26 protein-coding genes, 1 tRNA gene and 1 pseudogene are annotated in these 26,989 nt (G+C 33.0%); 17 read left to right on the forward strand and 11 right to left on the reverse strand.

The features are described from left to right. Positions 1-99 precede the first annotated feature (99 nt). Together K8B81_RS01170 and K8B81_RS01175 are read right to left on the reverse strand one after the other, a co-directional pair. The gene (locus K8B81_RS01170) at positions 100-708 is read right to left on the reverse strand and encodes a 3'-5' exonuclease (RefSeq protein ID WP_223678199.1); all 609 of its coding nucleotides are present in this window, start codon (positions 706-708) and stop codon (positions 100-102) included. A 1-nt stretch (position 709) separates the two neighbouring features. Continuing rightward, a complete protein-coding gene (locus K8B81_RS01175) occupies positions 710-2,626 on the reverse strand; it encodes a DUF294 nucleotidyltransferase-like domain-containing protein (RefSeq protein WP_223678201.1) in 1,917 nt (638 codons plus the stop codon). 284 nt (positions 2,627-2,910) lie between these two features. Between K8B81_RS01175 and K8B81_RS01180 the strand changes: the two genes are divergently transcribed. From K8B81_RS01180 to K8B81_RS01230, 11 genes are all read left to right on the forward strand, one after another. Then, positions 2,911-4,122, forward strand: a complete 1,212-nt coding sequence (locus tag K8B81_RS01180) for a protein rep (RefSeq protein WP_223678202.1) — start codon at positions 2,911-2,913, stop codon at positions 4,120-4,122. Continuing rightward, the gene (locus tag K8B81_RS01185) at positions 4,119-4,409 is read left to right on the forward strand and encodes a hypothetical protein (protein WP_223678204.1); all 291 of its coding nucleotides are present in this window, start codon (positions 4,119-4,121) and stop codon (positions 4,407-4,409) included. The genes K8B81_RS01180 and K8B81_RS01185 overlap by 4 nt, the downstream gene beginning before the upstream one ends. A 203-nt stretch (positions 4,410-4,612) precedes the next feature. Beyond that, the gene (locus K8B81_RS01190; protein WP_223678206.1) at positions 4,613-4,780 is read left to right on the forward strand and encodes an HTH domain-containing protein; all 168 of its coding nucleotides are present in this window, start codon (positions 4,613-4,615) and stop codon (positions 4,778-4,780) included. Positions 4,781-4,897: 117 nt separating this feature from the next. Next, complete coding sequence (locus tag K8B81_RS01195; RefSeq protein ID WP_223678207.1) at positions 4,898-5,620, forward strand: hypothetical protein; 723 nt, start codon at positions 4,898-4,900, stop codon at positions 5,618-5,620. 2 nt (positions 5,621-5,622) lie between these two features. Next, on the forward strand, positions 5,623-6,135 hold the full coding sequence (locus K8B81_RS01200) for a hypothetical protein (RefSeq protein ID WP_223678209.1): 513 nt from the start codon (positions 5,623-5,625) through the stop codon (positions 6,133-6,135). Positions 6,136-6,254: 119 nt separating this feature from the next. Beyond that, positions 6,255-6,476, forward strand: coding sequence for a hypothetical protein (locus tag K8B81_RS01205; RefSeq protein ID WP_223678211.1), 222 nt, complete (start codon positions 6,255-6,257; stop codon positions 6,474-6,476). A 25-nt stretch (positions 6,477-6,501) separates the two neighbouring features. Then, the gene (locus K8B81_RS01210; protein ID WP_223678212.1) at positions 6,502-6,672 is read left to right on the forward strand and encodes a hypothetical protein; all 171 of its coding nucleotides are present in this window, start codon (positions 6,502-6,504) and stop codon (positions 6,670-6,672) included. A gap of 40 nt (positions 6,673-6,712) precedes the next feature. Beyond that, positions 6,713-7,207 carry a hypothetical protein gene (locus K8B81_RS01215; RefSeq protein WP_223678214.1) on the forward strand — a complete coding sequence of 165 codons (495 nt, stop codon included), beginning with the start codon at positions 6,713-6,715 and terminating at the stop codon, positions 7,205-7,207. 123 nt (positions 7,208-7,330) lie between these two features. Continuing rightward, positions 7,331-7,903 carry a hypothetical protein gene (locus K8B81_RS01220; protein WP_223678215.1) on the forward strand — a complete coding sequence of 191 codons (573 nt, stop codon included), beginning with the start codon at positions 7,331-7,333 and terminating at the stop codon, positions 7,901-7,903. A 12-nt stretch (positions 7,904-7,915) separates the two neighbouring features. Continuing rightward, a complete protein-coding gene (locus tag K8B81_RS01225; RefSeq protein WP_223678217.1) occupies positions 7,916-8,800 on the forward strand; it encodes a hypothetical protein in 885 nt (294 codons plus the stop codon). Between the two features lie 205 nt (positions 8,801-9,005). Next, a complete protein-coding gene (locus K8B81_RS01230; protein WP_223678219.1) occupies positions 9,006-9,257 on the forward strand; it encodes a hypothetical protein in 252 nt (83 codons plus the stop codon). Positions 9,258-9,478: 221 nt separating this feature from the next. Here K8B81_RS01230 and K8B81_RS01235 read toward each other — a convergent pair whose 3' ends face one another. Further along, positions 9,479-9,895 (reverse strand): hypothetical protein, encoded by a 417-nt coding sequence (locus K8B81_RS01235; RefSeq protein WP_223678221.1) that lies wholly within the window; start codon positions 9,893-9,895, stop codon positions 9,479-9,481. A 139-nt stretch (positions 9,896-10,034) separates the two neighbouring features. Here K8B81_RS01235 and K8B81_RS01240 point away from each other — a divergent pair, with 139 nt between their 5' ends. After that, positions 10,035-11,264 carry a multidrug effflux MFS transporter gene (locus K8B81_RS01240; protein ID WP_223678222.1) on the forward strand — a complete coding sequence of 410 codons (1,230 nt, stop codon included), beginning with the start codon at positions 10,035-10,037 and terminating at the stop codon, positions 11,262-11,264. 57 nt (positions 11,265-11,321) lie between these two features. On the opposite strand, the gene K8B81_RS01245 is transcribed toward K8B81_RS01240, so the two are convergent. From K8B81_RS01245 to K8B81_RS01270, 6 genes are all read right to left on the reverse strand, one after another. Then, positions 11,322-12,584 carry an NAD(P)/FAD-dependent oxidoreductase gene (locus K8B81_RS01245; RefSeq protein ID WP_223678224.1) on the reverse strand — a complete coding sequence of 421 codons (1,263 nt, stop codon included), beginning with the start codon at positions 12,582-12,584 and terminating at the stop codon, positions 11,322-11,324. Between the two features lie 144 nt (positions 12,585-12,728). Beyond that, complete coding sequence (locus tag K8B81_RS01250; RefSeq protein WP_223678225.1) at positions 12,729-13,253, reverse strand: GNAT family N-acetyltransferase; 525 nt, start codon at positions 13,251-13,253, stop codon at positions 12,729-12,731. A gap of 20 nt (positions 13,254-13,273) precedes the next feature. Beyond that, positions 13,274-14,608: a DEAD/DEAH box helicase gene (locus tag K8B81_RS01255; protein WP_223678227.1), complete on the reverse strand. Its 1,335-nt coding sequence runs from the start codon at positions 14,606-14,608 to the stop codon at positions 13,274-13,276. Between the two features lie 186 nt (positions 14,609-14,794). After that, positions 14,795-15,472: a metal-dependent hydrolase gene (locus tag K8B81_RS01260; protein WP_223678229.1), complete on the reverse strand. Its 678-nt coding sequence runs from the start codon at positions 15,470-15,472 to the stop codon at positions 14,795-14,797. Positions 15,473-15,498: 26 nt separating this feature from the next. Continuing rightward, positions 15,499-16,461, reverse strand: a complete 963-nt coding sequence (gene menA, locus K8B81_RS01265) for a 1,4-dihydroxy-2-naphthoate octaprenyltransferase (RefSeq protein ID WP_223678232.1) — start codon at positions 16,459-16,461, stop codon at positions 15,499-15,501. Between the two features lie 110 nt (positions 16,462-16,571). Further along, positions 16,572-17,405, reverse strand: a complete 834-nt coding sequence (locus K8B81_RS01270; RefSeq protein WP_223678234.1) for a 1,4-dihydroxy-2-naphthoyl-CoA synthase — start codon at positions 17,403-17,405, stop codon at positions 16,572-16,574. Between the two features lie 992 nt (positions 17,406-18,397). Between K8B81_RS01270 and K8B81_RS01275 the strand changes: the two genes are divergently transcribed. From K8B81_RS01275 to K8B81_RS01285, 3 genes are all read left to right on the forward strand, one after another. Beyond that, positions 18,398-18,481, forward strand: a tRNA-Tyr gene (locus K8B81_RS01275). Positions 18,482-19,100: 619 nt separating this feature from the next. Then, positions 19,101-20,423: a TolC family protein gene (locus K8B81_RS01280; protein ID WP_223678236.1), complete on the forward strand. Its 1,323-nt coding sequence runs from the start codon at positions 19,101-19,103 to the stop codon at positions 20,421-20,423. A 5-nt stretch (positions 20,424-20,428) separates the two neighbouring features. After that, positions 20,429-21,367: an efflux RND transporter periplasmic adaptor subunit gene (locus tag K8B81_RS01285; RefSeq protein ID WP_223678237.1), complete on the forward strand. Its 939-nt coding sequence runs from the start codon at positions 20,429-20,431 to the stop codon at positions 21,365-21,367. 54 nt (positions 21,368-21,421) lie between these two features. Here K8B81_RS01285 and K8B81_RS21080 read toward each other — a convergent pair. After that, a pseudogene (locus tag K8B81_RS21080) lies at positions 21,422-21,595 on the reverse strand (hypothetical protein); the annotation flags it as partial. On the opposite strand from K8B81_RS21080, the gene K8B81_RS01290 reads away from it, so the two are divergent. Both K8B81_RS01290 and K8B81_RS01295 read left to right on the forward strand, forming a co-directional pair. Continuing rightward, on the forward strand, positions 21,588-21,743 hold the full coding sequence (locus tag K8B81_RS01290; protein WP_223678239.1) for a hypothetical protein: 156 nt from the start codon (positions 21,588-21,590) through the stop codon (positions 21,741-21,743). The pseudogene K8B81_RS21080 and the gene K8B81_RS01290 sit on opposite strands and share 8 nt — an antisense overlap. Before the next feature lie 1,185 nt (positions 21,744-22,928). Continuing rightward, positions 22,929-23,405, forward strand: a complete 477-nt coding sequence (locus K8B81_RS01295; protein WP_223678240.1) for a hypothetical protein — start codon at positions 22,929-22,931, stop codon at positions 23,403-23,405. A 295-nt stretch (positions 23,406-23,700) separates the two neighbouring features. Here the strand turns inward: K8B81_RS01295 and K8B81_RS01300 are convergent, their stop codons facing one another. Then, positions 23,701-26,961 (reverse strand): T9SS type A sorting domain-containing protein, encoded by a 3,261-nt coding sequence (locus tag K8B81_RS01300; RefSeq protein ID WP_223678247.1) that lies wholly within the window; start codon positions 26,959-26,961, stop codon positions 23,701-23,703. Between the last annotated feature and the right edge of the window lie 28 nt (positions 26,962-26,989).

The raw sequence follows: 26,989 nt of genomic DNA on the forward strand, positions 1-26,989 counted from the left end.
CAGATTTACACAGATTTATATCTAAGCTGATAGATAGAATTGAAAAAAAATAATTTCACCCAACGGGTTAACTATTAATTAATTCTACCGATTAAATTTTTAAGGACTGACTTGTCTAATTCCTAATCTGGATTTTAGCTTTAAAAACAGTAGGGAGATTTTATATGCATCTTCCGATGAAGAATTTCTGTCGCTTTTTGGAATCTTATATATTTCACACAAATCATCAAGAGAAAATTTCTTATCATTAATATCATGCAATTTTCTATACATAACATCAATATCCAGTGCCTCGTTTTTTAATCTTCCACAACCCAGTCTTTCCAATGCTGCATTTATCATTTCAATATCAAAGTTAACATGATGACCAACTAAAACCGAATTCCCCAGATAATCTATAAAGGTTTCTAGTGCATCATTTTCCTGAAGTTTAGTCATTTTACTTTCAATTATAAATTCGTTGGATAAGCCATTATCATGTAAATATTTATATTGCAGCAAAACCGCTTCGAAATTATCTTTAATTATGATACTGTCATCAACAATTGCAAAAGCCCCTAGTGACAAAATAACATCTTTTACGGGATTAAGTCCTGAAGTTTCTGTTGATATAACTACAAATCTATTGGGTTTAGTTTCGAATTTACCAAGGTAGTTTTTCCAAAAATCAGGATATTCTTTATTAATATTTTTCAGCCAGTCCAGCATATTATGAAAATTGTGTAAGTTGAAATTTACTTTTAATTAATTCCTCCAAATCACGCATTGGAGCTAATGCATTCTTTAATTTTTCTCTATCCGTCTTAGATAATTCTTTTATATTTATATATTGACCAGAGTCATCATTTTTTAACCCTTCAATTGTTCTGAATTTTAATAATGTCAAAAAAGCTTCGGCACAGCTAAGATATATTTCAGCATTTTTAGAATCCGAAATAGCAAGTTGTTTAAATCTTAAGTAAGTATTGTTTATTCCCTTAATATTGGAACTTAGAATTAAGAGTCTTGCAGAATCGATTAGAGGCATTAATGCTCTTGTTTTAATGTCAAATTTCATTTTATGAGGACCTTCTTCTTCTAATATGAACTTTTTGAAAAAACTTAATGGGGAATTCTTTTTTAAAGCATCGTTTCCTAAAAAGTCGAAAAATAACGTATTGTTGATTGCATTTTTAAAAATGACATTTTCAATCGCTTCTTCAATTTTTGGCTCACCAAAAACAATTTCATAATCAAAGAAAATACTACTCAAATCATTGCTGTTTTCACCTGGAGTATTCATCCAGCTGTTATATTGTTTTATCCAGTCTGTCAATGATTTACACCAAAGCATATTGCTTCCCATATGGCCATTTGGACAAAATTCATAACCCACTTTTTCAAGTAAAGAGGTAGTTCTTTTAGCTAATCTTAAAAAGTAATCCTTTACCTCTCTGTATTTCTCCGGTGTGACATCTTCAAAAATTAAGATACTGTCCTGATCTGTAAGCAAAAGCTGTTCTTTCCTTCCCTGACTTCCTATGCTTAGCCATGCAAAACGGGCAGGAGGGGAGCCCAGATCTAAAATCGTTAATTCAACTGCACGCTTTATTAATGCCAGATTAATTTCATTAGCGATATTGCACACGTGTGAAATGGGAATGTTTTTTTGAATTGAATTCTGAATTAAATCAGATAATCTGTCTCTGATCTGTTTTAAATCTTTTGGTAATTGTGATCTCTTGATTTCTTTAATCAAAACTCCAGGATTGCTGGCCTGGGCAACCACTAAATCATGTTCAGAAATGATTCCTTTAACAACCGATTTATTAGTCCCGTCTTTAGTAACACATAAATGCGTTACATTATGCTTTAGCATTAATAATTGCGCTTCTGCTAAGGATACATTTTCAATAACGGTTACAACAGGAGAAGACATAATTTTGTCTATCGTTTCTGTAATTGGATAACGTCCTGTGGCTATTTTTGAGGATAAATCAGAATCGGTCAAAATACCTATAGGATTGTTGTTTTCGCAAACAACAATATTATCAACCATTGAATCAGTCATTAAAATAGCAACATCTTTTACGATTTTGTCAGCTGTGGTTGTGAGTGGTGAATTATTATAAGTAAGTGACTGGATATATTGCAGTTCTGATTGTGTATCTGAATAAAATCCGTTGTCGGGCATTAATTTGTTTGAAGAATTCACATTGTCTTTCGTATGACGTGAATTAATTGCAAAACTTTCTAATAAGAAGTTTAAAACATCTGAATTGTTTGCTACGAATGGTCTGAACACAGCAATAGGAATTGCATAAACAATACTTTCCTCACGTGCTTTGGCAGTCATCATATAATTGTTTTTTGCAAAAAAAGGGCGTAAACCAAAAATATCACCCTCATGACATTTGTTTATGATGGTTTCTTCAGCATCAGCAATGGTTGTAAGATTAATAATTCCAGATGATACAACATAAAAGCTGTCATGGAGCACATCATTGTTTTGAAATAAAACAGCGTGTTTTTCTAAATTTATTACACGTATATTGGTAGCAATATTAAAAAGTTCCTGAAATGTCAAATTATTAAATGGCGGATATTCTTTTAAAAAATCCGCTATATGTTCAGCAATTGTATTCATAGTAAGTTTAATATAGTCGATTGTAAAAATAATAAAATAATAAATCACTTTATGATATTCTTACAACTAAACGGAGGATTTAAATAATTATTGATTTTTTATATTTTTTTTGATTAAATGAGTGAATTTTTTATTGTATTTATTTGATTATCTTTTATTTATAAATATTCGTTGAATCTTTTATTTTTGTAATAATTGATCTTGTTATGCAAATTTAAAATAGGATATAAACAAAGTAAATAAAATTTTCTATTTTACATAATATAAATTATAGTGCAAAAGAATTGGCACAAATATTTGATAATCAGTATTTTAGAAGTGACCGTTACAAACTGGCGAAGCCCCTTGATAATGATACGGTTTTGGGAAGCCACATAAGTCACCCTGAAGATATATCTTCGGTTCTAAAAACACAACTTCACCGCATGAGAAACATTGCAAAAAAGAATTACACTTTAAAAGAAACAAAGGAAAAAAGAAAACCACGCATCCAATATTGTGGCTACGCCGTAAACGCTAATCTTAATCAGCCGGTTAAATTAGCCAAAAATGACAAAGGCGGATTATTCTTTAATGGCGTTGCTAATTGTGGCGGTTATTGGCGTTGTCCGGTTTGTGCGCTCAAAATATCAGAAAATAAAAAAGAACTTTTGAGCGCTTTAATCGGTGCGCACCAATCGAAAGGCTTTTCGATTGGATTTCTTACGCTCACAGTTAGACACTCAAAATTTGATACTCTAAAAAAGTCCTTAAATAAGCTTACTGATAATTACAGGACTTTCCGTAAAGGTCGATTTTTTGCAAAAACTGATAACGGTATAATCGGACAAGTTAAAACCCTTGAAATAACTTACTCAGATGTAAACGGCTGGCATCCGCATTTGCACATATTATTTTTTTATAACAATTCTAATGTGAAGGAAATAGAAAAATTTCAAAAGTTATTTATATCAAAATGGGCAGATTATAAAGACAATAACGCAACTATAAAGGCTCAAAATCAAAAAATATTGACTTCTGATATATCTGACTATATAGCAAAGTACGATATCTGTAGCGAAATGACAAAAGGGCAAATTAAATCTTCGAAAGGTTTGACCCCTTTTACAGCTTTGGCAAAAATTGCATGCGGTGATTATGCTGACCACATGGAAAAACACAGGCTTTATGGTATTTATACTCGCTATGTTGAAGAAACTCAGGGAAAACACTTTGTAAATATCTCAAACTCATTGCGTAAAGAATATGCTGAATTTATTGAAAAGTTAGACAAGACAGATGATGAAATTGTAAACGAGGTCACAATAGATGAAGTCCTTTTAAAAATATCAGTTCCGATCTGGAAACTCATTTGCAAAAACGATTTGCAACCTCTGGTTTTGATTAAGTACAAAGAAAACAATTTGGAGGGCGTTTACAATCTGCTTACATACTTCCGTGATTTTAAAGATTTAGAAATTGAAATTGATAAAGAACAAATACCAGTACTAATATGAAAACAATTCCCACTTTCCAGTGTTACAGTTGTGGCAACTGTGAGTTGAATTTTCACAAAGAGGATTCAGACAATGAAAACAACGGCTTTTGTATGCGTTTTTTTCAAAACGTGCCATTAGAGGAGAAAAATATTTCCTGTTGGACTTCTAAGAAACATACGTATTATGAGGACTTAGCCAATTTAAAACCAACGTTAAACAAATCTGATTATCACAAACGTAATAAGCGTGCTAATCAATTGAAACTTGAATTAAAAGAACCTAACCAATTAAATCTATTTTCATGAAACTATTTTTACTCGGTTGGTATGTTTTCGCACTTTATGTAACGCTATATATACAAAACAGAAAACCAAAATTATGATTTTTACAATTTTTATTATATGTCTTATTCCTTACATCATTTTTTTTATATATGAATATAAGGATAATTTTAAAAAATAAGAGGGGAATCCACTCCCCTCCTATCAACAACCCAAAACCTAATAACATGGAAACATTAAAAGTAATTACTGCCAAAGAAATGGCTGAAACAATGGGTATTTCTATAGCTACCGCAAACAGGTATTTAAAAGATATCAAAGAAGAGTACAAAATTAAAATTGTGTTAGGTCAACACGTGAATAGTTATTTCAAAATTAGTGCCAAAAGTAAGTAAAAACTATCAAAAACTATCAATTCCTATCAGCCCTCAAAATGAGGGTTTTTTTATTCTCAAATTTGACATGTAAAAAATATTAATTGTCGGATAAATACCGACCTAAAAATTAGACAGATGGAAATCTACAAAGGAACAGGAAAAACCGAAACAGGTATTATAAACGTTACAAAAAGTATCAGTACTTTAATTATTGGCTGTGAGACTGCGTACTCTTTTTTAGCTGATGAAACATTCAAAGTTGAGATTGAGAGAGCCAACGGAACAAACTTTGAAATTACAAAGGGTGCAATTCCTTTGAAAGATTTCATTTTAGCAAACACTTATGGTGAAGATGCTTTAATTAGTGATTCATCCAGAAATTTAGCATTAATTGCCGTTTGTGAAATCTGTAACGAGGGTTCTATTCACTTATTCGAAAAAGATGTAATTAAAATTGAGATGAAAGGTCTTGACCCGACAAAAACTTATGTCATTAACGGACTTGAAGAGCCTCAAACCAGTACAGAAGTTTATTCTTTCGAAAGAAAAAGTATGTCGCCAGAGGATACAAACAAAGATTTCAACGTTTCAGGCTATGACGTTTTAGTGTTGGATAAATCTGCTGATATCGACGAGATTAACTACACTTTTAGTAACGGGCAGGTTGTTAAGTATTCTCTTTTTGAATTGGAGTGTATGAGTAAATCAATTGACCCAGTAGCGTACGTAAAAACTGCCGGTACTGTTCAAAGTGATTTTTCAGACAAAATACAGTTACCTCTTTTTGCTGTTGTTAATGTAAACATCAGAAAAAAACAAGGAACACTTTTGAATTTAACCCTTAGAAATCATTTGTAATCATGGGATTTTTTAAAAAAATTGGAAAGGCAATTAAAAAAAACGTGTCTTTCAAAAACTTAGTAAAGATTGCTACGCCAATCATGGGGGCAATTCCGCTTGTAGGCGGTACGCTTCAAAACGTTTCAGAAGGCTTGCAAGCTTCTCACCAAGCTAAAAAAGATGCTCAAAACGCACAAAATGAGTACGATAAACAAGTTTCTGAAGCAAATGCACAGCAACTACAACAGCAAACTTTGGCTTATGCAGGTCAAAATGTTGGTGCAATTGCAGGTGCAACCGCTAAAATGTTTACTCAGGGAGTGACGGAAGGTGTTTACGATGGAGCTTCTGCAGGTGTAAAAGCCGGTTTGGGTACTGTAGGTGCGCAAGTTGCAGATTCTACCATTAAAGCGTGGTTTAAAAATCACTGGAAGCACATTTTAATCGGTGCAAGCGTTTTAGGTGCAATTTATTTGGTTAAAAAGCACTTTGATAACAAAAACGCCGGCTACCGTGGCAGACGAAGAAAATAAACTAAAGACGAAGTATTATCGAATCTACGGTTTGATTTTCCTGATAGATACGGTAATACTTCTATTAAAAAAATTAGGCGATTTAATCGCAATTGTAAAACACTTAATAAATTAAAAACATGTCACAAAGTAGAGGTAAAAGAATTAGTACAGACCGTTTTGGAAATCCTTATCAGGTAATCGGTTGTAAAGACAAAAAAGGTAGCGGTTTTTGTGCCGGATACATAGAGTTAGGCGGTAAACTTTACAAGCTTGAACCGTCTCCCGCATCAAAAGAAGGTGTAGAAATGTGGGTTAAGGTTACACAGGTGAAAAAACAACCTTCACACAGTTCAATGTAATTATTAACCACTTAAAAAAAATATTATGAAAGGTATTTCAACGGTTATGAACGTTCTTAAAATTATTGTGAAATATGGTGCTTTAATTGCTGTAGCTGTTAAAGTTGTGCAATATGCTCATGATGAGTTCAGTAAAGTTTTAGAAGAGCAGGAACAACCAAAAGCAAAAAAAGATGGCGAAGTCGTATCTGAATAATCATAAGGTCAGAGGGTTGCGAAACAACAACCCCGGCAATTTGATAAAAACCAATATAGCATGGCAAGGTAAAATTGAGCACTCAAAAAATCCTGATAAAAATTTTGAGCAATTCGAAAATGTCTATTTTGGTTTAAGAGCCATGTTTAAGGACTTGATTAATGATATCAATAAAGGCAAAAATACTGTTAAACTTTTAATTTCAGAATATGCACCGCCAAATGAGAACGATACAAATGCTTATATTAATTCTGTGGCTCGAACACTTGGGGTCTCTCCTACGCAAAGGCTTTCAGAAATTAATACGAATTTTTTATTAAAACTCGGTAGAGCAATCCTTAAAGTCGAATTAGGGAACGCACATACACAATTAACCGATGCAGATATTGTTAAATCAATTACAATGCTTGGTGATGTTTCAACCTCTAATTTAAAGGTTAAAATCGATAAACTCGCTTTGGCAAAGCAGTACATTTTGCCTGTGTTAATCACAATCGGTCTTTTTTTTTATACTTACGCAACAATAACAATCTAAAACAAAAATCCAGATGGAAAAATTAAAACAATTTTGGCAGGAAAACACTAAGGCAATCTTAATTGTCGCTGGTCTTTTATTAACGTATTTTATTTACAATAAAATCAAACAAAATCAAAAATAATGAGAAACACTAGGAAAAAACCTAGCTTCTTAGATACTAAATTAATCCCATTTCTTAAACGGTATGGGATTTTTTTAATAGTACTCTTTTTAGTATTTCCTTACGCTTACAAGTATTTAAAGCGTGGTATTGAAATAGTAAGAGATAGTAATCTGGAAGCTAAAAAAGAGCAAAATTCGAACGAAAACGCAAAAGCTGATCCGGCTATAATTAAAAATAAATTAGAGCAGATAAAGCGTAATTATCCAACAATTTCAAAAAAGACTATGGACACAATTACTGCATCAGCTTTTAAAATCGCTAAAGCTTTCGGTACAAATGTAGATGACAATCATGTCTTGTTAGGTGGCACAATAGATTTATACAATGTTTCTGCTTGGACAGAGGACGAAGCTGCTGCAATGTCTGCATTAAAAAAACATACTGGTACATTCCCAATCTTAGAGGAAATTTACTATAAGACAGCTACTAAATCAAAGAATTTGAGAAATGATATTTTAAAATATTTATCAAATTCTCAATATCAGGAAATGGCAAAATTTTATAAATCTAAAGGCTATAACTGGCTTTAAAATCAAATAAATATGACAACACTATATTATTTAAATAAGAATAAACAAATGGGCGTTATGAAGGTCGTAAACATTAATGAACCTGTTTTGATTCCAGAGGATTTAATTTTTTGTAACGTCCGTTTCGGTGTTAAATTCGAAAAAGAGCCGAGTGACTGTATTGAATTTACTGATATTGAAAGATTAATTATTAATTCAGAGTTTACAGATATGGACTTACTAAAAGAATCAGATTTTAGAAAGCAAAACACATACTTAGACATACGTTGTCAAGTTGATTTCGATCAGCCATATTATGGCGATTTAAGTGGCTTTAACTTTGGTTTATCAGTTGTAAGCGATGAGGGTGACGAAAGAATACGTTTTCATGGTTTCGGTGGAAAACTACCCTTAAATAAATTGAAAATTGCGTTTTATCTTGATGGCGTAGAACATTTAACTGAAACACTTAATTATTATTTAATTGAAAGACCCGAGTTTTCCGGTTATCAGGTTCTTATGCTTATGGAAGATGGATTTTATTCATTTGCTTATTTTAGAATACCTGTTTTACAAGATGAAACTGGAGAAACAAAACGATTTGAATACTGTAAGCTTTTAAACACTCAAACAGGTCAATATTCTAACGAAATGAGTTTAACTGCTGTGATTCCTTGTGCAAAAATAACCGGAATTTTAAACGATTATTTAAGTTTCGAAATGAGACCGGAGTTAATTGCAAATCCTAAACCTTTAAATGTAGTCGTTAAAAGAAATGCTAATATACATTCTTCTACATCAATTATGTCGAATGATGTGAATATACATGTTGGAGGTTATCCGCAATCCGGTGATGCTATATTTATCTATGATGAGGAATTAACTTGGGCAAACTCAAATTATTATGTAGTTCCTTAAAATTTTAACATTTAAATTCAAAAATATATGTATATTTGGCGAAACTTCAAGGAGGGATTAAAAGTATTTGCAGTACTGCTCTCGGCGATAAAAATCCAATACATGAAACAATCATCTTTAAATATAAAAGATAGTGCCGTACTTTCGGTACTATCTTTTTTCGCTAAAACTGAATTTTTTTTTTTATCTCTTACCCTTATTTTTTATGGATGCTTTTAAGAATAAAAACGATTATTCAGTAACCGTATATTACAATAATCAGAAAAGACTTTTTACAGAATACGTAAACTCTGTATATCAATACACAGACTGGCTAAAAAAACAGTCTATTACATGGGATTATATTCTTGTTTATGTTAGGCGCACACGTGAAGTATTATGTTATTACAAAAACGGTGATTTCATTGATTCCAAGCCAAATTTTACAACACGTGGAAGGATTAAACAAGGTTGGTAATTTAGAGACCTCTAAAACCAGGACACGAAAAATTTAATGCATAAAAAAAAGAGCCTCAAACGCTATTTGCAGTAGCTCGGCTCTCATTGATAAAAATCTATGACAAATATAAATAAAAATACTCATTCTACAAAACATACTATAAATTATAGTTCAAAATACATGCCAATTAAAAAGGATTAACTTTACTAATAAAGTTAATCCTCATGATATTAGTAGTTTTAAAGTTTTTTTGAATAAACTGCTTTACCATTCAATGAAACTTCAATTTCATTTTTTTGTTCGTTGAAAGTCGTTCTTAAAACATTTCCTTTAAAAACTGAAACATCACCATAAATCTTTCCCGTTTCCGATGATACATATTCGAATAATAATTTTTTATTGTCAGGCTCAATTCCTAATTTATAGGTTGAAAATTTAGTGCCTTTTAAATCGAATTGTTGTTGTGAATCAATGATTTTTCCGTCAGCATAAAAATTTGTGATAGACTTGTTAAGCGTAATATCCGGATAATATTCATTTACCTTTTTAAGAAGTTCGTATTGTGATGCACTCACTTCTTCAATTTTTGATGAAATGGTCTGTGCAAATGAAATTGTGCTAAAAATAAAAGCCAATAATAAAGTGATTTTTTTCATGATTTAATTTTTTTAATTAGTGTGACAATGTTTTTTCTATTTTACATAATTCCCATTTTTGCGATAAAGGTTATTATTTGAGTTATTAAGTTACTAAATATTTATCTTTGCCGGAAATTATAAGCGAAATTTTAATAAAATGACAACAAAAAAATACGTACAACTCATACTTATTCTTGGATCTATGACTGCACTTGGTCCTTTTTCAATAGATATGTATCTCCCAGGGTTTTCAGGAATTGCCGCAGATTTACATACTAGTGTAGCAAAAGTTTCAATGAGTCTGTCAAGTTATTTTATTGGTATTTCTGCAGGTCAATTGCTTTATGGGCCTTTGTTAGATCGTTTTGGGAGAAAAAAACCTTTATTTTTTGGTTTGCTCGTTTATATTTTAGCTTCTTTAGGATGTGTATATGTGGCAAATATTGATACTTTCATATTTCTGCGATTTATTCAGGCAGTTGGAAGTTGTGCCGCAACGGTTGCTTCTGTTGCTATGGTCAGGGATTTATTTCCTTTAAAGGATATTCCGAAAGTTTTTTCTCTACTAATGCTTGTCCTTGGTCTTTCGCCAATGCTGGCGCCAACTATTGGTGGTTACATAACTGAAGACTACGGCTGGCATATCGTATTTTTGATTTTAATGTGTATGGGAATTGCTATTCTTATAGCTTCACAAATTGGTCTTCCAAACACTTACAAACCTGATACTTCGATTTCATTAAAACCAAAACCAATTATTTTAAATTTTTTAAAAGTAGTCAAAAACCCACAGTTTTTTACTTATGCTTTTACAGGTGCAATAGCTTTTTCAGGATTATTTTCATACGTGGCGGCCTCCCCGATTATTTTTATGGATATCTATCACGTCGATGCTAAGACATATGGATGGATTTTTGCTTTTATGTCAGTAAGTTTTATTGGTTCCAGTCAGTTTAATTCGGTTTTATTAAAGAAATTTTCCAGTGAACAGATGATATTCAGTGCCCTAATTGCACAGTCATTAATAAGTATTGTTTTTCTGATTCTTTCCTGGAATAATCTTATAGGATTATATGGAACTATTGGAATGTTGTTTTTATTTTTAGGATGTCTGGGAATTTCTAATCCTAATACTGCCGGACTTACACTAGCTCCTTTTGCTAAAAATGCCGGAAGCGCCTCTGCGTTGATGGGAGCTATTCAGCTTGGTTTAGGAGCTCTGGCTTCTTTTGCTGTGGGTAGTTTTGTGAAAGATTCTGTTGTTCCAATGGTAGTAATTATGACATCGACTACTATTTTAGCATTCATTATTCTAAATATAGGGAAACGCTTCATCAAAGAAAAAATAGAAGCATCCTCTGAAGATGAAATTACCATTGGTCATTAATTATCGAATGAAATCATATATGAAAAAACCGGAATTCTATTAGAATTCCGGTTTTTTTTATGGCTGTTTTTTATCTGGTCTGATGATCATTCTAAGTGATTGATCTCTTGCAAAATAAGCGACCATCCAATTGTAAAAAGTATTTATTCTGTTCCTGTAAGTGATTAATGAAATTAAATGAACAAATAGCCAAATAAACCAGGCAAAGAATCCTTTAAAATGCCATTTAGGTTTTGGTAAATCAACCACGGCTTTGTTTTTTCCAATGATTGCCATTGATCCTTTATCTTTGTAAATAAACGGTTTAAGTGGTTTGTTCTCAAGAGTAGCTTTAAAATTTTTAGCAAGGTTAATTCCTTGTTGTATGGCAACCTGTGCAACCTGAGGATGTCCATTCGGAAAGTTTTTATCAGTAGTTAAAATAGCGGTATCACCAATTGCATATATATTTTCCGTACCATTTACTTTATTAAATGCATCTGTTGCCATTCTTCTTCCACGACCGTAACTTTCGGCCGGCATTCCTTCAAAAATCTTAGCAGTAACACCTGCCGCCCATATTAAGTTTTTAGTTTTGATGGTTTCTCCATTTTCAAAATATACGGTGTCATCTACATAATCTGTTACCTTACTGTTCAGTTTAACAACGACACCTAATTTTGTAAGTGCTTCTAAGGTATCTTTTTGAGAAGCTTCGCTCATTGGTGCAAGCAGTGCGTCTCCACCATCAACTAAATAAACATTACTGGCAGTGGTATCTAATTCCGGATACTCTTTTAATAAAATGTTTTTTCGCATTTCTGCAAACATACCTGAAACCTCTACTCCTGTTGGTCCCCCACCGGCTACAACAATTGTTAGTAATTTGCGTCGTTTACGGATTTCTTTGCAAATAGCTGCTTTTTCGAGATTTTTAAGCAATGTATTTCGCATTACGATGGCATCGTTTAAGGTTTTCATCGGAATAGCATTTTTCATAACATTCTCCATACCAAAATAGCTGGTTTCAGCACCTGTAGCAAAAACCAGATGATCATATGATAATTCGCCATTGTTCAAAACTACCTTATTTTCAGCTGGAACGACTGATAGTAATTCCCCTAAACGGAATTGGAGATTCTTTTTTCCGGCAAAAAATTTCCTAAACGGATAACTGATACTGGAAGGTTCTAAAAAAGCCGTAGCAACCTGATATATAAGTGGCGGAAAAAAATTATAATTATTCTTATCTACAAGTGTTACCTGTATTTGAGGATGATTCAGAAGTTCTTTTGCCAGATTTAATCCTGCAAAGCCCCCTCCTATGATGACTATATTCATAATGTTTTGTATTTAAGACTTTTGTGTAAAAAACTATTTGTTTGCATTACTTTATAAATTTAACACTAAATAATTTCAAGTACAAACTCATCTTCGAAATTTATTTTGAATAATTGCTACAAAGTAATCGTATTAATTTTTGTTCTAATTGTTTAATTGCAACTTCATCATAATATCCGTCTGAACGTCATTCCCTAGTTTAAAAATATGTTTGTCAAATTCTATAAAGCCATTCTTTGTGTAAAAACGTATTGCTTTTTTATTTTCTTCCCAAACGCCCAGCCATACGTATTTTAAATTTTGTTGTCTGGCTCTTTCTATAGCTTTTTCATAAAGTAATTGACCCACATTTTTTCCATGAAATTCTTTTGTGACATAAATGCGTTCAATTTCGAGGGCATTGCTATCTTTCAATTCGGTTTGTGCCTCTCCAAAGTTTATTTTTAAGTAACCAATTACTTTGTTTTCTAAAATTGCAAAATAGAATTCAGAGTTTTCATTTATAAGTTCTGTTGTTATTTTTTCGTTAGAAAATGCTTTTTCAAGATAATTTTTCATGTTTTCCTCAGAATTTGATTCTGAAAATGTTTCCCGAAAAGTCTGTTTGCTGATTTCCTGAAGCTGATTAATTTCTTTCAGTGAAATTTTTTTTATTTCAATATTGCTCATCACTAACTTTTAGAGTTGATTTATTTCTTGAACTTCCTGGCTGGTTTTTCAGTTAATTCAACTTTGTTTTGTAAAATGTAGTTTGCCAGTAATTTTTCAATTAGTTCCTCTTTGGTAAGATGATGAAAAACAGTTTTGACCTTTGTTTTTAATTCACTTGAAATATCGTGATTTGGTTTTGTTTTAAAAATTTGTTTTGCCCAAAGCAAAGTATTGTTTTCTTCAAGGCTAATGGCTGAAGGTTTTTTGAATTCATTAAATTTCAAGCCTAATTCTCTTTCGAAATCTGCAATTTCAACAACTTCTTCCTGTTGCAAAACAGTTAACGAAAGTCCTTTTGCTCCTGCCCTTGCTGTTCTTCCGCTTCTGTGGACATAGTTTTCGTAAGTGTCAGGCAAATGATAATTTACTACATATGAGATTTCTTTTACATCTATTCCTCTGGCAGCCAAATCCGTTGCTACTAAAATATTGATATGTCCTTCACGAAACTGCTCCATAATTCTGTCACGGATTCCCTGTGACAAATTACCGTGAAGTGCTCCTGAAGAAAAACGGTTTATAGCCAGATTTTTAGCCAGTTTGTTTACAGCAGCTTTGGTTTTACAGAAAATGATTCCGCGTTCTCCTTCTTTTGAGTTTAAAAAATGCATTAAAACATCTAATTTTTCAATAGGATCAACTACAATATATTCGTGATCTATTCCCTGGTTGCCAACTGTTTCCATATCGGCACTAATCTGAACTACATTTTTATTTAAGTAACTCTGAATTAGCTGTTTGATAGTTCCCGGTAAAGTTGCGGAAAACAATATAGTGCGGTGTTTTTTTGGAAGTTCAGCAATGATTTCGTCTAAACTTTCTTTTAGAATCGCGACCATTTCGTCTGCTTCATCTAAAATCAAATATTGGGTTTGTCGTAAGTCGATTGCCTTTCGCTGAATTAAATCTATTAAACGTCCCGGAGTTGCCACAACAACATGTGTTGAATTTTTAAGTCGTTCGATTTGAGGTTTTATTGGAATTCCACCACAAACAGATGCAATAGAAATAGTTGGAATGTATTTTGCGAAATCTTCCAGATTCTTGAAAATCTGCTGTCCAAGTTCTCTGGTTGGTGCTAAAATAACAGCCTGAACAGCAGGGGATTCAGTATTTACTGATTGTAATATTGGCAATCCGAAAGCAGCTGTTTTTCCAGTTCCTGTTTTGGCTAAGCCAACCAGATCATGTGTTTCAGATAAAAGTAACGGAATTGTTTTTTGCTGAATTTCGGTTGGCTCAACAATGTTCAGTTCGGTTAAAGCTTTTAAAATTGGTTCTGAAATTCCTATTGATGCAAATTGCTTAGACATTCTTTTTTGTTTTAGATTTTAAATTTCCGGTTTTGTATAAAACGGATAATGAAACTATAATTTAAAAGTTTCTTATGAAAACTAAAGCCCTAGCCCTGATGGAAACGGCATCCTTTTATGCCGGGGTTTGGCATAAAAGATATAGTGTACAGCAGGAAAGAGCTTCTTATTAAATGAAATATAATTTTAAAGTTGGATTGATTCCCCGATTTTGAGAAGCATCAAATCTTTTCCTTTATCGAAGAATTTACGGATCGATTCTTCGTGATTGATTTCGATGTAACCAAATGTATCGTAGTGATAGCCGAGAATTTTGTCGCATTCTATAAAATCAGAAGCGATAATAGCATCATCAATATCCATTGTAAAATTATCTCCGACTGGCAAAATGGCCAAATCCAGTTTTGTTCTCAAAGGAATCAGTTTCATGTCCATTGTTAGTGCTGTATCTCCGGCGATGTAGATGTTTTTATGTTCGCTTTCAATTATAAAACCTCCGGGATTTCCTCCATACGTACCATCAGGAAAGGAACTTGAGTGAATAGCACTAACATATTTCACCTTTCCAAAATCGAATTTCCAGCTTCCTCCATGGTTCATAGGATGTGCTTTTAAACCTAATTTTGCATAATAACTTGCGATTTCGGCATTTGAAACGATGATCGCTTCTGTTCGATTTGCAATAGCTTCAACATCCAGAACGTGATCGCCATGCGCATGGGTAAGCAAAATATAATCTGCTTTTAATGTATTTATATCAATTGCAGATGCTAATGGATTTCCTGTAATAAAAGGGTCAACGATTATATGCTTTCCTCCTACTTCAATTCCTAAAGATGCGTGACCAAAATATGTGATTTTCATTTTTATAAAATTTTAAAGTGAAACAATTATCTTCCTCCTAAAAATAGATTTACAATAATGTCTGAAATCAATGAAATCATACAAACTGTTAATAAGATGGAAAGTAAAAAAGTACTCAGTGCAAGCTTTTTTAATTCCGGATCTAAGAGCTTAGGATTCTGATTTTTATAAACGGTAATTAAATGTTTAGTTAAAGGAATGTAAGCCAATAAAAACAGATACTGATCAAATCTGTAATCGCTTAAAACAGCAAAAATAACCACTAAAATCATTGCGGTAATAATCAATGAAAAATGGTAAATTTTGGCTTTTGCGCCACCAATCTGAACTACAATTGTATTTTTCCCTGATTTTCTGTCTGACTCTTCATCACGCATGTTGTTCAGGTTTAAAACCCCAACACTTAATAAACCAATTGAAATAGCGGGTAAAATTAAAAGTGGGTCAATTTCTTTTGTATGTAAAAAATTCACTCCCAAAGTACTTACCAGTCCGAAGAAAATAAAAACAAATACATCTCCAAACCCTTTGTATCCGTAAGCAGAATTACCAACTGTGTAACGAATTGCTGAAGCAATTGCTGCGACTCCCAGCAGTAAGAAAAAGATTGAGTAGGCAAAATTATTTTCTCCAAAAGCAAAATATATCAGAATAATGGCAGATAAAAGTGTTAATAATGAAGTTATTATAATTGCTTTTTTCATTGCCTGTGGTGTAATTACGCCACTCTGGATAGCTCTTTGTGGACCAACTCTGTCAGCATTATCAGTTCCTTTTACCCCATCACCATAATCATTTGCAAAGTTGGATAAAACCTGGAGTCCCAGTGTTGTTAAGAGGGCAAAGCCAAAAACTTTCCAGCTGAAAACTTCAGTAGGTGTATTTACAGTTTCTGTTGGGTTAGATAAAGCATAGATGCTTCCTACTATAATTCCGGAAACCGATAAAGGTAATGTGCGCAATCTGGCGGCTTCAATCCAATGTTTCATTCTGTTTTTTTAGTTTATTTAGTTTCAGGTTTCAGGCTTCAGGTTTCAGGTTTCAAGTTTTTTTACAGAACGTGTAATATTAAATTTGGAACATGAAACAGTTTTTCAATTTATGGAAGCCACTTATTTTTACCAAAATTTGGCTTTCTTTTTTCTAAAAATGCATTTCTTCCCTCTTTTGCTTCTTCTGTCATATAAGCCAGGCGAGTTGCTTCGCCTGCAAATACCTGCTGTCCAACCATTCCATCATCTGTCAGGTTCATGGCGAATTTTAGCATTTTTATAGAAGTTGGGGATTTTTGAAGAATTTCCTGTGCCCATTCGTATGCTGTTGCTTCGAGTTCATCATGAGGAATGACAGCATTTACCATTCCCATTTCGAAAGCTTCCTGAGCAGAATAATTTCTTCCTAAAAAGAAGATTTCACGTGCCTTTTTCTGACCAACCATTTTAGCCAGATAAGCAGACCCGTATCCACCATCAAAACTGGTTACATCAGCATCTGTTTGCTTGAAAATAGCGTGTTCTTTACTTGCCAGTGTCATGTCGCAGACCACATGTAAGCTATGTCCTCCTCCAACTGCCCAGCCTGGCACAACTGCAATTACAACTTTTGGCATAAAACGAATTAATCGCTGCACTTCAAGGATATTTAAACGGTGTTGCCCATCATCTCCCACATAGCCCTGGTGGCCGCGTGCATTTTGATCTCCTCCACTGCAAAAAGAATAGACGCCGTCTTTTGTTGATGGTCCTTCGGCAGATAGCAAAACTACTCCTATTGAAGTATCTTCCTGTGCATCGTAAAAAGCCTGGTATAACTCTGATGTTGTTTTTGGTCGAAAAGCATTCCTTACATTCGGTCTGTTAAAAGCTATTCGTGCAACTCCGTTACATTTTTTATAGGTGATATCTTCGAATTCTCTGGCAGTTATCCAATCCATTTTATGTTTGTTTTGTTTTAAATATTTATAGTGTAAAAATAAATCATTTTTACATCTTTACCTACTCAATTCTTTGCTAGTACTTTTTTTGAACATTATTTCAGGACATTTTAATAGTACTAAAATAAAAATAACACTTTTTAACACTTACTTTTGAAAAAAATAATTAATTTTACAACCTAGAAATCAATAAGATACATTTTTTTTATTGATTTATAGAATGATTTCTTTTCACTGATTTATTAACCTAAAAAATGACTTTTTTTGAGAAAAATTAAAAAAATTGTCGCTCATTTTTTTATGGTTTTTAATTACAATACTAAAAACAATGAGCAAATGATTTATTCATATGTTTCAACTTCAAGAAAAAAATAGTAACACCAAAGGTTAAATAGTAGAATTGTTATTTCAATTTATCAAAGAGATTACGATAGATGCGAATTAAAATTGAAAACTTTCTAAAAATATATTAAAAAACCAAAGGGTAAGCCGTGAAATTGATTGATTGTTGTTGAATAGATGAATCAATTGTTTAAAAGACATACGTTAAAAAAGTAAATCTTAAAATTCGTAAAATTTTTACTTTTTAAAATTCATTAAAATTATTTTATTTCTGTTTTTTTTTAATTACAATTTTTTAAAACTAGAATAAAAAGAGGAAGGCTATTCGTAAAGGATAGCCTTTCTTGTTACTATGAAATATTTTTAAGGGTTTAGCTATATTTTTTAGCTGGTAAATTTTTAATAAATAAGCATTTTCTGTAAGACGGTTTATATTTATATCTGAATATTGCTACTTAGCATTTGAACCTGAGAAAATGTTTCTGCACCTGACTTATTTTAAGAAAGTAAAAAATATTAGTTTTTATTTTATTCACTACCAATGAATTAAAAAATAACTTAAAATTAAGTTCAATTTTTGTTTGCAAACATCAAAAACGTTCCTATATTTGCAACCGCTTAGAACAACAAAGCGCAAGAATGCTGAGATCGGGGAGATACTCAAGCGGCCAACGAGGGCAGACTGTAAATCTGCTGTGTGAACTTCGCAGGTTCGAATCCTGCTCTCCCCACCAAAAGGGTTAAAGACAATAAAACGAAAGTTTTTCAATCTTTTCAAAAACCCATAAAAAAAGTGGTAAATCCTGCGAATCGTAAGATTCGCAGGATTTTTTGATTTTACGGCATTTTCAATTTTTATAAAAGTACGGAATCAATACGAAAACCTGTAGGATTGAAAAATTAAGTATAAATATTTGTTAGCCTAAAAAGGAAGAATTCTATATTTATCTAGGCTTTTTTAATTATCCGAGCTTAAAAATCAAGAACTAGATCTTCAGTTCTTAAGTCCCGATAGTACTATTTTCTATCTTGATGTCTGCATTATAAGGAATATGGTGGCTCAAATCATACTTTCGGCATAATTTGAAATAGTTTCTGAATGGTCAATCAACATTAATCAATTTAAATGATTGTCATAATTTTGAATTATATAGTTTTAATTGAAGTTATTGAGGATTGAATCTTTACTGCAACTAACTATTAAGAATGATTACATTTCATCATATTCTAAGATTTCTATATTCTCCATCTATACAAAAAGACTTTCTATCTATTTGACTTTACTTTCTGTCTATTGCATTACCATAGTTTACAAATAGTCCTGAATTTTGATTCAAATTAAAAAAGGAACAAATGAAAGCCGCTGTAATATTAAGTTTTATACTATGCTCCTTGTTCGGTTATGGGCAGGGAGCATCAAATACTAAAAAGCAATGGACGCTCGAAGATTGTTTTGCTTACGCTAAAGAAAAAAACATTAGCATTAAAACATCTGTACTGAGCAAAAATGCTGCTGAAATAGATTACTATCAGTCAAAATCATCAAGATTACCCAGTTTAACGGGTTCTGTGTCGCAAAATTTATCTTTTGGAAATTCAATCGATCCGATAACGAGTGATTATGTGAGCCAAAAAATCAATTCTACAAGTGTTGGAATCAACTCGTCACTTACTTTGTTTCAGGGAAATCAGATTTCGAACCAAATCAAACAAAATAAATTACTGGTTGACCAAAATTCGGCTTTTATTGAAGAAGCTGAAAACAGTGTTATCTTAAGCATTACTGAAGCTTATGTTCAAATCTTATACAACAACGAAGGAATTCGAATCGCCGAAAATAATTTGAAAGCTAGTGAAAAAGAAGTACAAAGAGCCAAATTAAGACTTGACGCTGGAAGTGTTGCCAGAAAAGATTATACGGATGCACTTTCGCAGGCAGCAACCAATAAATACAATCTTATTGCTGCTCAAAATGCTCTTTCAAAACAAATCTTAGTCCTGAAACAATTACTGGAATTAGGTCCTGAAGAAGATTTTGAAATTGCTTTTCCGTTAGAAAGTAAAACAGCAGAAACGATTCCGGGTAAGATTGAGGTTTACAATAAAGCCGTTTCTATCATGCCTGAAATTAAATCTTCTCAACTGAATGTAGCCGTTTCTCAAAAAGAATTAGACATTGCAAAAGGAGGTTATCTTCCAACCTTGTCGCTTTCTGGCAGTTTGGGTTCAGGTTATACCAATACGCAGGAATTAAGTTTTTCAGACCAGTTGAATCTGAATTTTAATCAACGTGTTGGCTTGTCTTTGAACATTCCGATTTTTAACAGAAATCAAACGAAAGCGCAGGTTCAAAATGCTAAAATAAGTATTGACAAAGCTGAAATTACGCTACAGACTGCTCAAAAAGATTTGTACAAAAAGATTCAGACCGCTTGGGAAAATGCCACTGCTTCAAGCGAGCAAATGATTTCTGCCCAATCGGCAAAAGAAGCTGCAGAAGAATCATATGCATTGGCCCAAAAGAAATATGAATTAGGTGCTTTGAGTACTACCGATTGGGTAATCAGCCAAAATACCTACACCAATTCAGCTCAAAATTATATTCAGGCAAAATACCTCAACATTCTATACACACAATTATTATCCTTTTATCAGGGGAATGACATTAAAATCTAAAAACGATGAAAAATAAAAAGAACAAAATTATTGTATTATCTGCCGTAGGCTTTTTACTTGTAGCTATTTGTTTTTCCTTTTTACCGGGATCTAAAGAAGGTCTGATAAAAGTAGAATTACTAAAAGCTAAAATTGCAGATATTAAAACAACAGTAACCGCTACAGGAACCGTTCAGCCCATCAATGAAGTTGAAGTAGGAACTCAGGTTTCGGGAGTTGTAGAAAAAATTTATGTAGATTATAACAGCGTTGTTAAAAAAGGGCAGCTTTTGGCCGAATTAGACAAAACGAATTTACAATCGGCATTGGTGCAGGCGAAAGCTTTATACAACAGCGCTTTAAATGAGCAGCGCTATTTGCAAAGTATTTTTAACAGACAAAAGACTTTATACGACAGTAAAGTAATCAGCAGATCTGATTATGATGAAGCGCAATACAATTTAAACAATGCAAAAAGCACTGTAATTCAGCGTTCATCAGATTTGCAGAAAGCGCAGACCAATTTAAGTTATGCGAACATTTATTCCCCAATTGACGGCGTAATATTGTCTAAAGCGGTTGATGAAGGACAAACCGTAGCAGCAAGTTACAGCACTCCTACCCTTTTTACAATTGCAAAAAACCTGACTGAAATGCAGGTTGAAGCCAATGTTGATGAAGCTGATATTGGTCAGGTGAAACAAGGACAGCGCGTAACTTTTACGGTAGATGCTTTTCAGGGTGAAGAGTTTCAGGGTAAGATTACACAGGTTAGATTGAATGCAACACATAGACGACTGATAATTCACACCGTCTACACTATACAAAAGACCTGTCGGAGCTGTTACTGTAATAGTCCCGTAAGGCACATCACAATTGGGTTGTGTGGTTTTTATTGTCGCTTTTACAGGTCCGGATTTTACATTTATGGTTATTTCGTTGGAAAAGACACGACAATTCGTTGAACTAATATTAGAACTGTCAGCAGTTGCCAGCCGGTATTTATAAGTCCCAGCAGCACCTGAAATAAAAGTATAGGTAGCAGCGTTTGCTCCCGAAACATCCGTCCAGGTTGTTCCTCCATCAACACTATTTTGCCATTGATAACCAGCTGTTGTATAAGCGGAAGACGAGACAGAACCGCTTAACGTAATTGACCTTGATTCGCCTTCACAAACTTCAAGGTTGGTCACAGATTCGTTTACTATTGACGAAGTAACCGTTGGGCCACAGGCTCTAAAAGTAATATCGTCAAGAGCTAAATCATTGCCAGGTATTGCACTAGGGGCCGAGTTCAAGATCGTAACCACAACCTCTGTCTCAGAACCGGTTGTAAAATAAAGCCCATATTGTATCCATTTGGCAGTGGAAGTAACTCCGATCTCTCCCGTATTATAAGAGCCTAATAATGTTCCATTAGTACTGCTGATTCTAAAAGTAACGTTGGGATTCGGTGAAGACATTTTCATAATATTCATAATCCAAGCTGAAAACTCATACGTCGTGCCTGCACATAGTCCCAAAATTTTTCTTGTATAAAATATGCCTTCTTCCGCAAGAGTTGCGCAGTTGGTAACCATCATGTAACCATTGGCATCTCCTGTATGGTCGGATGTAATATGCCAAGCACTTCCTTTCAAGCCTGAAGTCGAGCTTGCAATGGTATATTGGCCTTCTCCCAATTCACCGGAAGAAGCATAATTGTAAGCAGTTACTGATGAGCCCAAAGCAGGACCACGTCCCACCCCTGAACCAAAATCGATTTTAACAACCGGATCACCCAAACTTCCTGTGCATAATTGTGCCTGTAATTTAGGTATTAAAAAAAGAAAGCTGAGAAATAGATAAAAACCTTTACTGTTCAAAATAAATTCATTTATTAAAGTAAAACTACTCTATTATAGAATAAATCATTAAACTATTAGACTAATATTAATAAACCCACGACTAATCTTATATAACTATCTACTAGTGCGTTATTGGTAAATATGTTTTATGCATCTCAGCACATTATTATTTTTTATAGAGGTTCAATTAAGCAAATCAAACTAAAGAAACTAAAATTAAAACAGCTAAATAAGTCAGGTTTTTAAATTGATCTTTTCAGGCTATTTTGAACCTAAGAAAAATATATGAAAGTCAAATTTTTATCTTTCATTTTAGGAATAAAAATTATTTAAAATTCCATTCTAATGTCAAACCAAATGCTACTTGTGTGATTTTGGCATTTTTTCAGTGCTATACAAACCATTTATATTTCTATTATTTCCTGATGTTGGATTATACCCTACATTTGACTGATTTCATTAGAATTACAATAAAATTGTTTGACAATAGCATTACAACAATTAAAACGATTGTGTTATTAAAATTTAAAGTAATACAATTTCAATTAGATTAATTAAGATCATTTTAAAAGTTTAATTTTACTGTATAAGAAATATTTTTTACTTTTAAATTAACCCTAATTAAGACCACATGATAATGAGATATAGTATTTTTCTAACCGTATTTTTATTTATAACAATGAGTTCCTGCAATTCATCAAACGCAACTGATTTTAAGGAGTCGCTTGATAAATCGGAGCGCAAAGCCTTTGATATTATTGTTGGAAAAAAAGGCTCAGGAGAAAAAAAGCTGGAATATCTCGAAAAAGAAGATTATAAAAATGCTATAAAGGCAGTGAATCAGCAGGCAATAGATTTTGATATTATTATAGCAGATATAAGCAAGTTATCTACTAATGATATTCCGGAAGGTCAGTCGCTAAAAACTGCCTCCCTGGAATATTATGAATCACTTAAAGAACTTCATATATTCGATAAAAAACAAATAGAGCAACAGGCAATTCTGAAAACATTAAAGAAAGATGAATTAGACAATGCCCTAAATAAGCGTATGGAACTGGCACGACAAAAAAAGATGCTTTATAATGCTTTATATAAGAAAGAAGCTCTTCTTCATGCTGCTACAGAACGTTTTAAGGCTGCTAATGGTATTTGATATTAATTAGTTATGTGAATCCGAAAGATTTACGGATTTACGATAGAGTGAAATACTATGGAGAATTTTCAGTAAAAAGTAAAAATACCAGGTATAATTTCTTTTGTTAGTTTTTGAAGTAATCTTTTAAAAAACTTTTGTTTACCTAAAGTCGCTTTTTAAATTCAATAGATTAGACTTTGTGTTATAAAAGATAAATTTGCAATAGCAGATGGAGTTTGGATATGTCCGCCCTCCACTACTGTTGCAAGAATAATAATACTATAAACGCTATATTTTTTCTTTTTTATCTCATTTATTTTTTAATAATTTTAATTGTTTCTAACGGATTTGATTTTAATTTTATAAAATAAATTCCTGTCGGTTCTTTTCCTAAATCCAAATGTGCTTTTCTATCTTCGATAAGGTAAACCGATTTAGAGATTAATATTCCATTTGAATTATAAATTTCTATTTCAGCTGTGCTTTCATTTATTGGTACATAAATATCAAAAGGGCCATTTGTAGGATTAGGAGCGGCAAAAATATCCAGATTGTTCTTAGCATTAACATTAACAATGCCTAATTGCTTCAAAGTTGGATCATTAATCTCTGTGAGATTAACAAGTTCAAAACCATTGATTAAAACAAACTTTTTAACATCAGCCATCGATGCAGAAAATCCCAGAGTATTTTCAAATTTTATGGTAATTACATCGGTTTCTCCATCAGATTTAAATTGTTTGATTACCTGAGTAACACCACTTAAAGTATTTGTGGAAGGAATACCACTGGAAACCGTATAAACTGTATCATCAGACTGGGACTCAAGATTACTTGTTACAGTTACCTTAAAAGCACCACTTTGATTGTTGAAATCATGATGGTATGATTTCCAATAATATTCTCCTTTAGGAAGTCCTGAAAGTTTTATTGCCAGACTAGTACAGTTATTTGCGTACTTGGAATCAACTGCAATAAAATTTTCAAGCACAGGAGCAAGAAGACCAGTTAAATATGTTCCACTGGATCTAAGAACTGACCTTACATTATTTGCTACCGGTGAGTCTAGCCATACTGGCTGTACCTTAACGCTGTTATAAAATGCATTATATGTCGATGGTGAAATTGAAGGGGATGATTTATCTCCAACCACTAAAGTTTTCCAGGCTGTTTCTGTTGTCTGTGTGGCATTAGATTTAAAATCTACTTTTAATGCCAATTGGTTAATTTCAGTATTTGCCTTTTGAGTTACAATTATTTTTTTTGATTCGACACCTTTTGCAAAGACTGTTATTGTTGCTTTTCTGATTTGTGTTGTCGGATTTTTCTGTGCAGTTAAAACAATAGTCCCATTATTTGTACCATTCTGAATATTAGACGACAACCAGCTCTGGTCACTGCTTACAGTCCAATTTAAGTCTGAAATCACACCAAATGTTACAGTACTATTTTGAATATAGTTTACTTCCAGTGATGTGACTGTTGTCTCAAGACTACCGCAGATACCAGCACTTAATGCCGAAGAAGTGTATAACGCATCAACGTTAGGAAGTCCAGCTGAAGATTTCGCTCTTAATTCTAAAATATTTAGCCCTGCGTTAAAATTTAAATTTACTTTAGCTATTGACCAGTTTGACCATGAACCAGTAGGTAATAAAGAAATAGTTCCGGCATTGCTTCCATTGATATATATTTCGGCATCAATAGCTGCCGTAGTTCCGTTAGCATAGTTAAAACCTACATTTGAAAGATTAGCCACATCTGAGTTTATCTTCCAGCCCATTAAGGCCGCTTTATCGGTATTTCCTTTGATATAACCGCTGCCTGAAAAACCATTATTTACGCTTTCAACAGTCCCTGTATATGAACAAGCTTTTTCTGCTTCAATTGTATTTACATTTATACGCAATACACTAGTATTGACAGAGCCTGCCTGTGCATTTACTAAATTTTTAAGAGCAAAAACCACGGCTTCACTGTTTCTGGAGTTTCCTACAGTGTTCAAATAGATTGTTTTATCAGTTTCACCAGGTTGGAAAGTAACTGTTGTATTTGATAATGTATAGTCTTTTACATTCTCTGCATCTCCTGCGATAGCTACGATGTCAACTGTTACAGGGACTGATGTAGATTTATCGAGTTTTAAATCCAATTGAATCTGGCCTCCTCTGTCTACTTTCGAAATAATTTGTTGAAAAGAAACTTTGGGACCTGAAGTTTGTAGATTAGAATTCCATCCAACAGCAGTAGGACCATAAACTGCATATGCTCCCATATTTACGCCTTCTTCGCCTGCAGATTTTGCAGGACTTGATGCACTAAGGGTAAAGTCTTCCTGTCCGGATGTAAGGTTATTAAAACCTGGGTTTACAGCTAAACCTCCTGTTTCCCTAACTCCTGCCTGAAAATTTTGAGGTGTAATATTAACTCCTTTGAACTGAATAGAATTTGTGATGTTTTGCGAATACCATAAATTATTTCTGAATAGATGAGGACCATAAACATAAGCTGTGTCAGAAAATATAATATTTGACTGAGTGTTGTTAAATGAAATATTGTTTCTAAACTCATTTCTGATTGATTTATGGATCTGAAATCCTACCTGACTATTATAAACCACATTATTTATCCATCTTGCATCCTGTGTCCAGCCTGTTTCAGGGTAATATGCTGATTTAAATCCATTTATCATACCGTAGGCAATGTTTTCCTGAATTACATTTTTTACACATCTGGATTCATTAAATATAAATGTTGAACCGTTTTTACCGACATTCCTAATTAAAATGTTGCTGCTCCCATTTCTGTCAAGCCATAAACCGTCTACAACATCTTGAGAATAATTGAACGAAAAAACATTATTTCCATCTGTCATATCTTGAATATCAACAGTTCTGGAGAATAAGTAGGAACCTCCCCAGCTTCTTAATTTTCCTTTGAAGCCTATAAATGTATTCTCAGAGATGAGATTCCCTGTTGCTCCCTCCCCATTCACAGCAATACCATCACCGATAATATTGCTAAAATAGTTATTACGTACCACATTGTTAGTCGATTTATAAATCCTAACGACCTGATTTGATTCCCAACTCCCAACTTCAGCGTTTCCTAAATTTATGAACTGGTTACTAATAACAACATTTCCTCTTACTCCACCTGCTATATAAATACTTGACCTGCCGTACTTAAAATCTTTGAACAAAAAACCTTCAATCCAAATGTAATTTCTATTACTTAAATTAAAAATATCTGTATTATCTGAAACTGATACACCAGGATGCTGTATAGTCACTGTTCCTGTACCGGGATTCGGTTTAAAAACGATTAATGCATTCAGGGTTCCGGAAGATTTTGGAATTATATTCTTCTCAATGTAAATTCCACCGGAAACAAGGACAGTGTCACCGGAATTAACCATTGAAGCTGCTTTTGTTATGGTTTTATAAGGACTAGAGATAGAACCATTTCCTGAGACATCATCACCCGTAGTTGAGACATACAGTGTAGCTGCATAACTAAAATTTACGGTCAGACAAAGAAAAATCAAAAGATTTAAAAAAGTTGTTTTTTTCATGTTTTTTCTTTTTGGTTAGTTAATTATT

The sequence above is a fragment of the Flavobacterium hibisci genome (genome assembly GCF_020026925.1).
Taxonomy (GTDB): domain Bacteria; phylum Bacteroidota; class Bacteroidia; order Flavobacteriales; family Flavobacteriaceae; genus Flavobacterium; species Flavobacterium hibisci.

Bases quoted from the DNA above. Each gene is read 5' to 3' on its own strand.
- K8B81_RS01200 (WP_223678209.1), top strand. From the start codon at position 5,623: ATGGGATTTTTTAAAAAAATTGGAAAGGCAATTAAAAAAAACGTGTCT.
- K8B81_RS01300 (WP_223678247.1), bottom strand. From the start codon at position 26,961: ATGAAAAAAACAACTTTTTTAAATCTTTTGATTTTTCTTTGTCTGACC.
- K8B81_RS01295 (WP_223678240.1), top strand. From the start codon at position 22,929: ATGAGTTCCTGCAATTCATCAAACGCAACTGATTTTAAGGAGTCGCTT.
- menA (WP_223678232.1), bottom strand. From the start codon at position 16,461: ATGAAACATTGGATTGAAGCCGCCAGATTGCGCACATTACCTTTATCG.
- K8B81_RS01280 (WP_223678236.1), top strand. From the start codon at position 19,101: ATGAAAGCCGCTGTAATATTAAGTTTTATACTATGCTCCTTGTTCGGT.
- K8B81_RS01190 (WP_223678206.1), top strand. From the start codon at position 4,613: ATGGAAACATTAAAAGTAATTACTGCCAAAGAAATGGCTGAAACAATG.
- K8B81_RS01170 (WP_223678199.1), bottom strand. From the start codon at position 708: ATGCTGGACTGGCTGAAAAATATTAATAAAGAATATCCTGATTTTTGG.
- K8B81_RS01285 (WP_223678237.1), top strand. From the start codon at position 20,429: ATGAAAAATAAAAAGAACAAAATTATTGTATTATCTGCCGTAGGCTTT.
- K8B81_RS01195 (WP_223678207.1), top strand. From the start codon at position 4,898: ATGGAAATCTACAAAGGAACAGGAAAAACCGAAACAGGTATTATAAAC.
- K8B81_RS01245 (WP_223678224.1), bottom strand. From the start codon at position 12,584: ATGAATATAGTCATCATAGGAGGGGGCTTTGCAGGATTAAATCTGGCA.
- K8B81_RS01230 (WP_223678219.1), top strand. From the start codon at position 9,006: ATGGATGCTTTTAAGAATAAAAACGATTATTCAGTAACCGTATATTAC.
- K8B81_RS01185 (WP_223678204.1), top strand. From the start codon at position 4,119: ATGAAAACAATTCCCACTTTCCAGTGTTACAGTTGTGGCAACTGTGAG.
- K8B81_RS01240 (WP_223678222.1), top strand. From the start codon at position 10,035: ATGACAACAAAAAAATACGTACAACTCATACTTATTCTTGGATCTATG.
- K8B81_RS01260 (WP_223678229.1), bottom strand. From the start codon at position 15,472: ATGAAAATCACATATTTTGGTCACGCATCTTTAGGAATTGAAGTAGGA.
- K8B81_RS01175 (WP_223678201.1), bottom strand. From the start codon at position 2,626: ATGAATACAATTGCTGAACATATAGCGGATTTTTTAAAAGAATATCCG.
- K8B81_RS01220 (WP_223678215.1), top strand. From the start codon at position 7,331: ATGAGAAACACTAGGAAAAAACCTAGCTTCTTAGATACTAAATTAATC.
- K8B81_RS01205 (WP_223678211.1), top strand. From the start codon at position 6,255: ATGTCACAAAGTAGAGGTAAAAGAATTAGTACAGACCGTTTTGGAAAT.
- K8B81_RS01235 (WP_223678221.1), bottom strand. From the start codon at position 9,895: ATGAAAAAAATCACTTTATTATTGGCTTTTATTTTTAGCACAATTTCA.
- K8B81_RS01225 (WP_223678217.1), top strand. From the start codon at position 7,916: ATGACAACACTATATTATTTAAATAAGAATAAACAAATGGGCGTTATG.
- K8B81_RS01270 (WP_223678234.1), bottom strand. From the start codon at position 17,405: ATGGATTGGATAACTGCCAGAGAATTCGAAGATATCACCTATAAAAAA.
- K8B81_RS01210 (WP_223678212.1), top strand. From the start codon at position 6,502: ATGAAAGGTATTTCAACGGTTATGAACGTTCTTAAAATTATTGTGAAA.
- K8B81_RS01250 (WP_223678225.1), bottom strand. From the start codon at position 13,253: ATGAGCAATATTGAAATAAAAAAAATTTCACTGAAAGAAATTAATCAG.
- K8B81_RS01255 (WP_223678227.1), bottom strand. From the start codon at position 14,608: ATGTCTAAGCAATTTGCATCAATAGGAATTTCAGAACCAATTTTAAAA.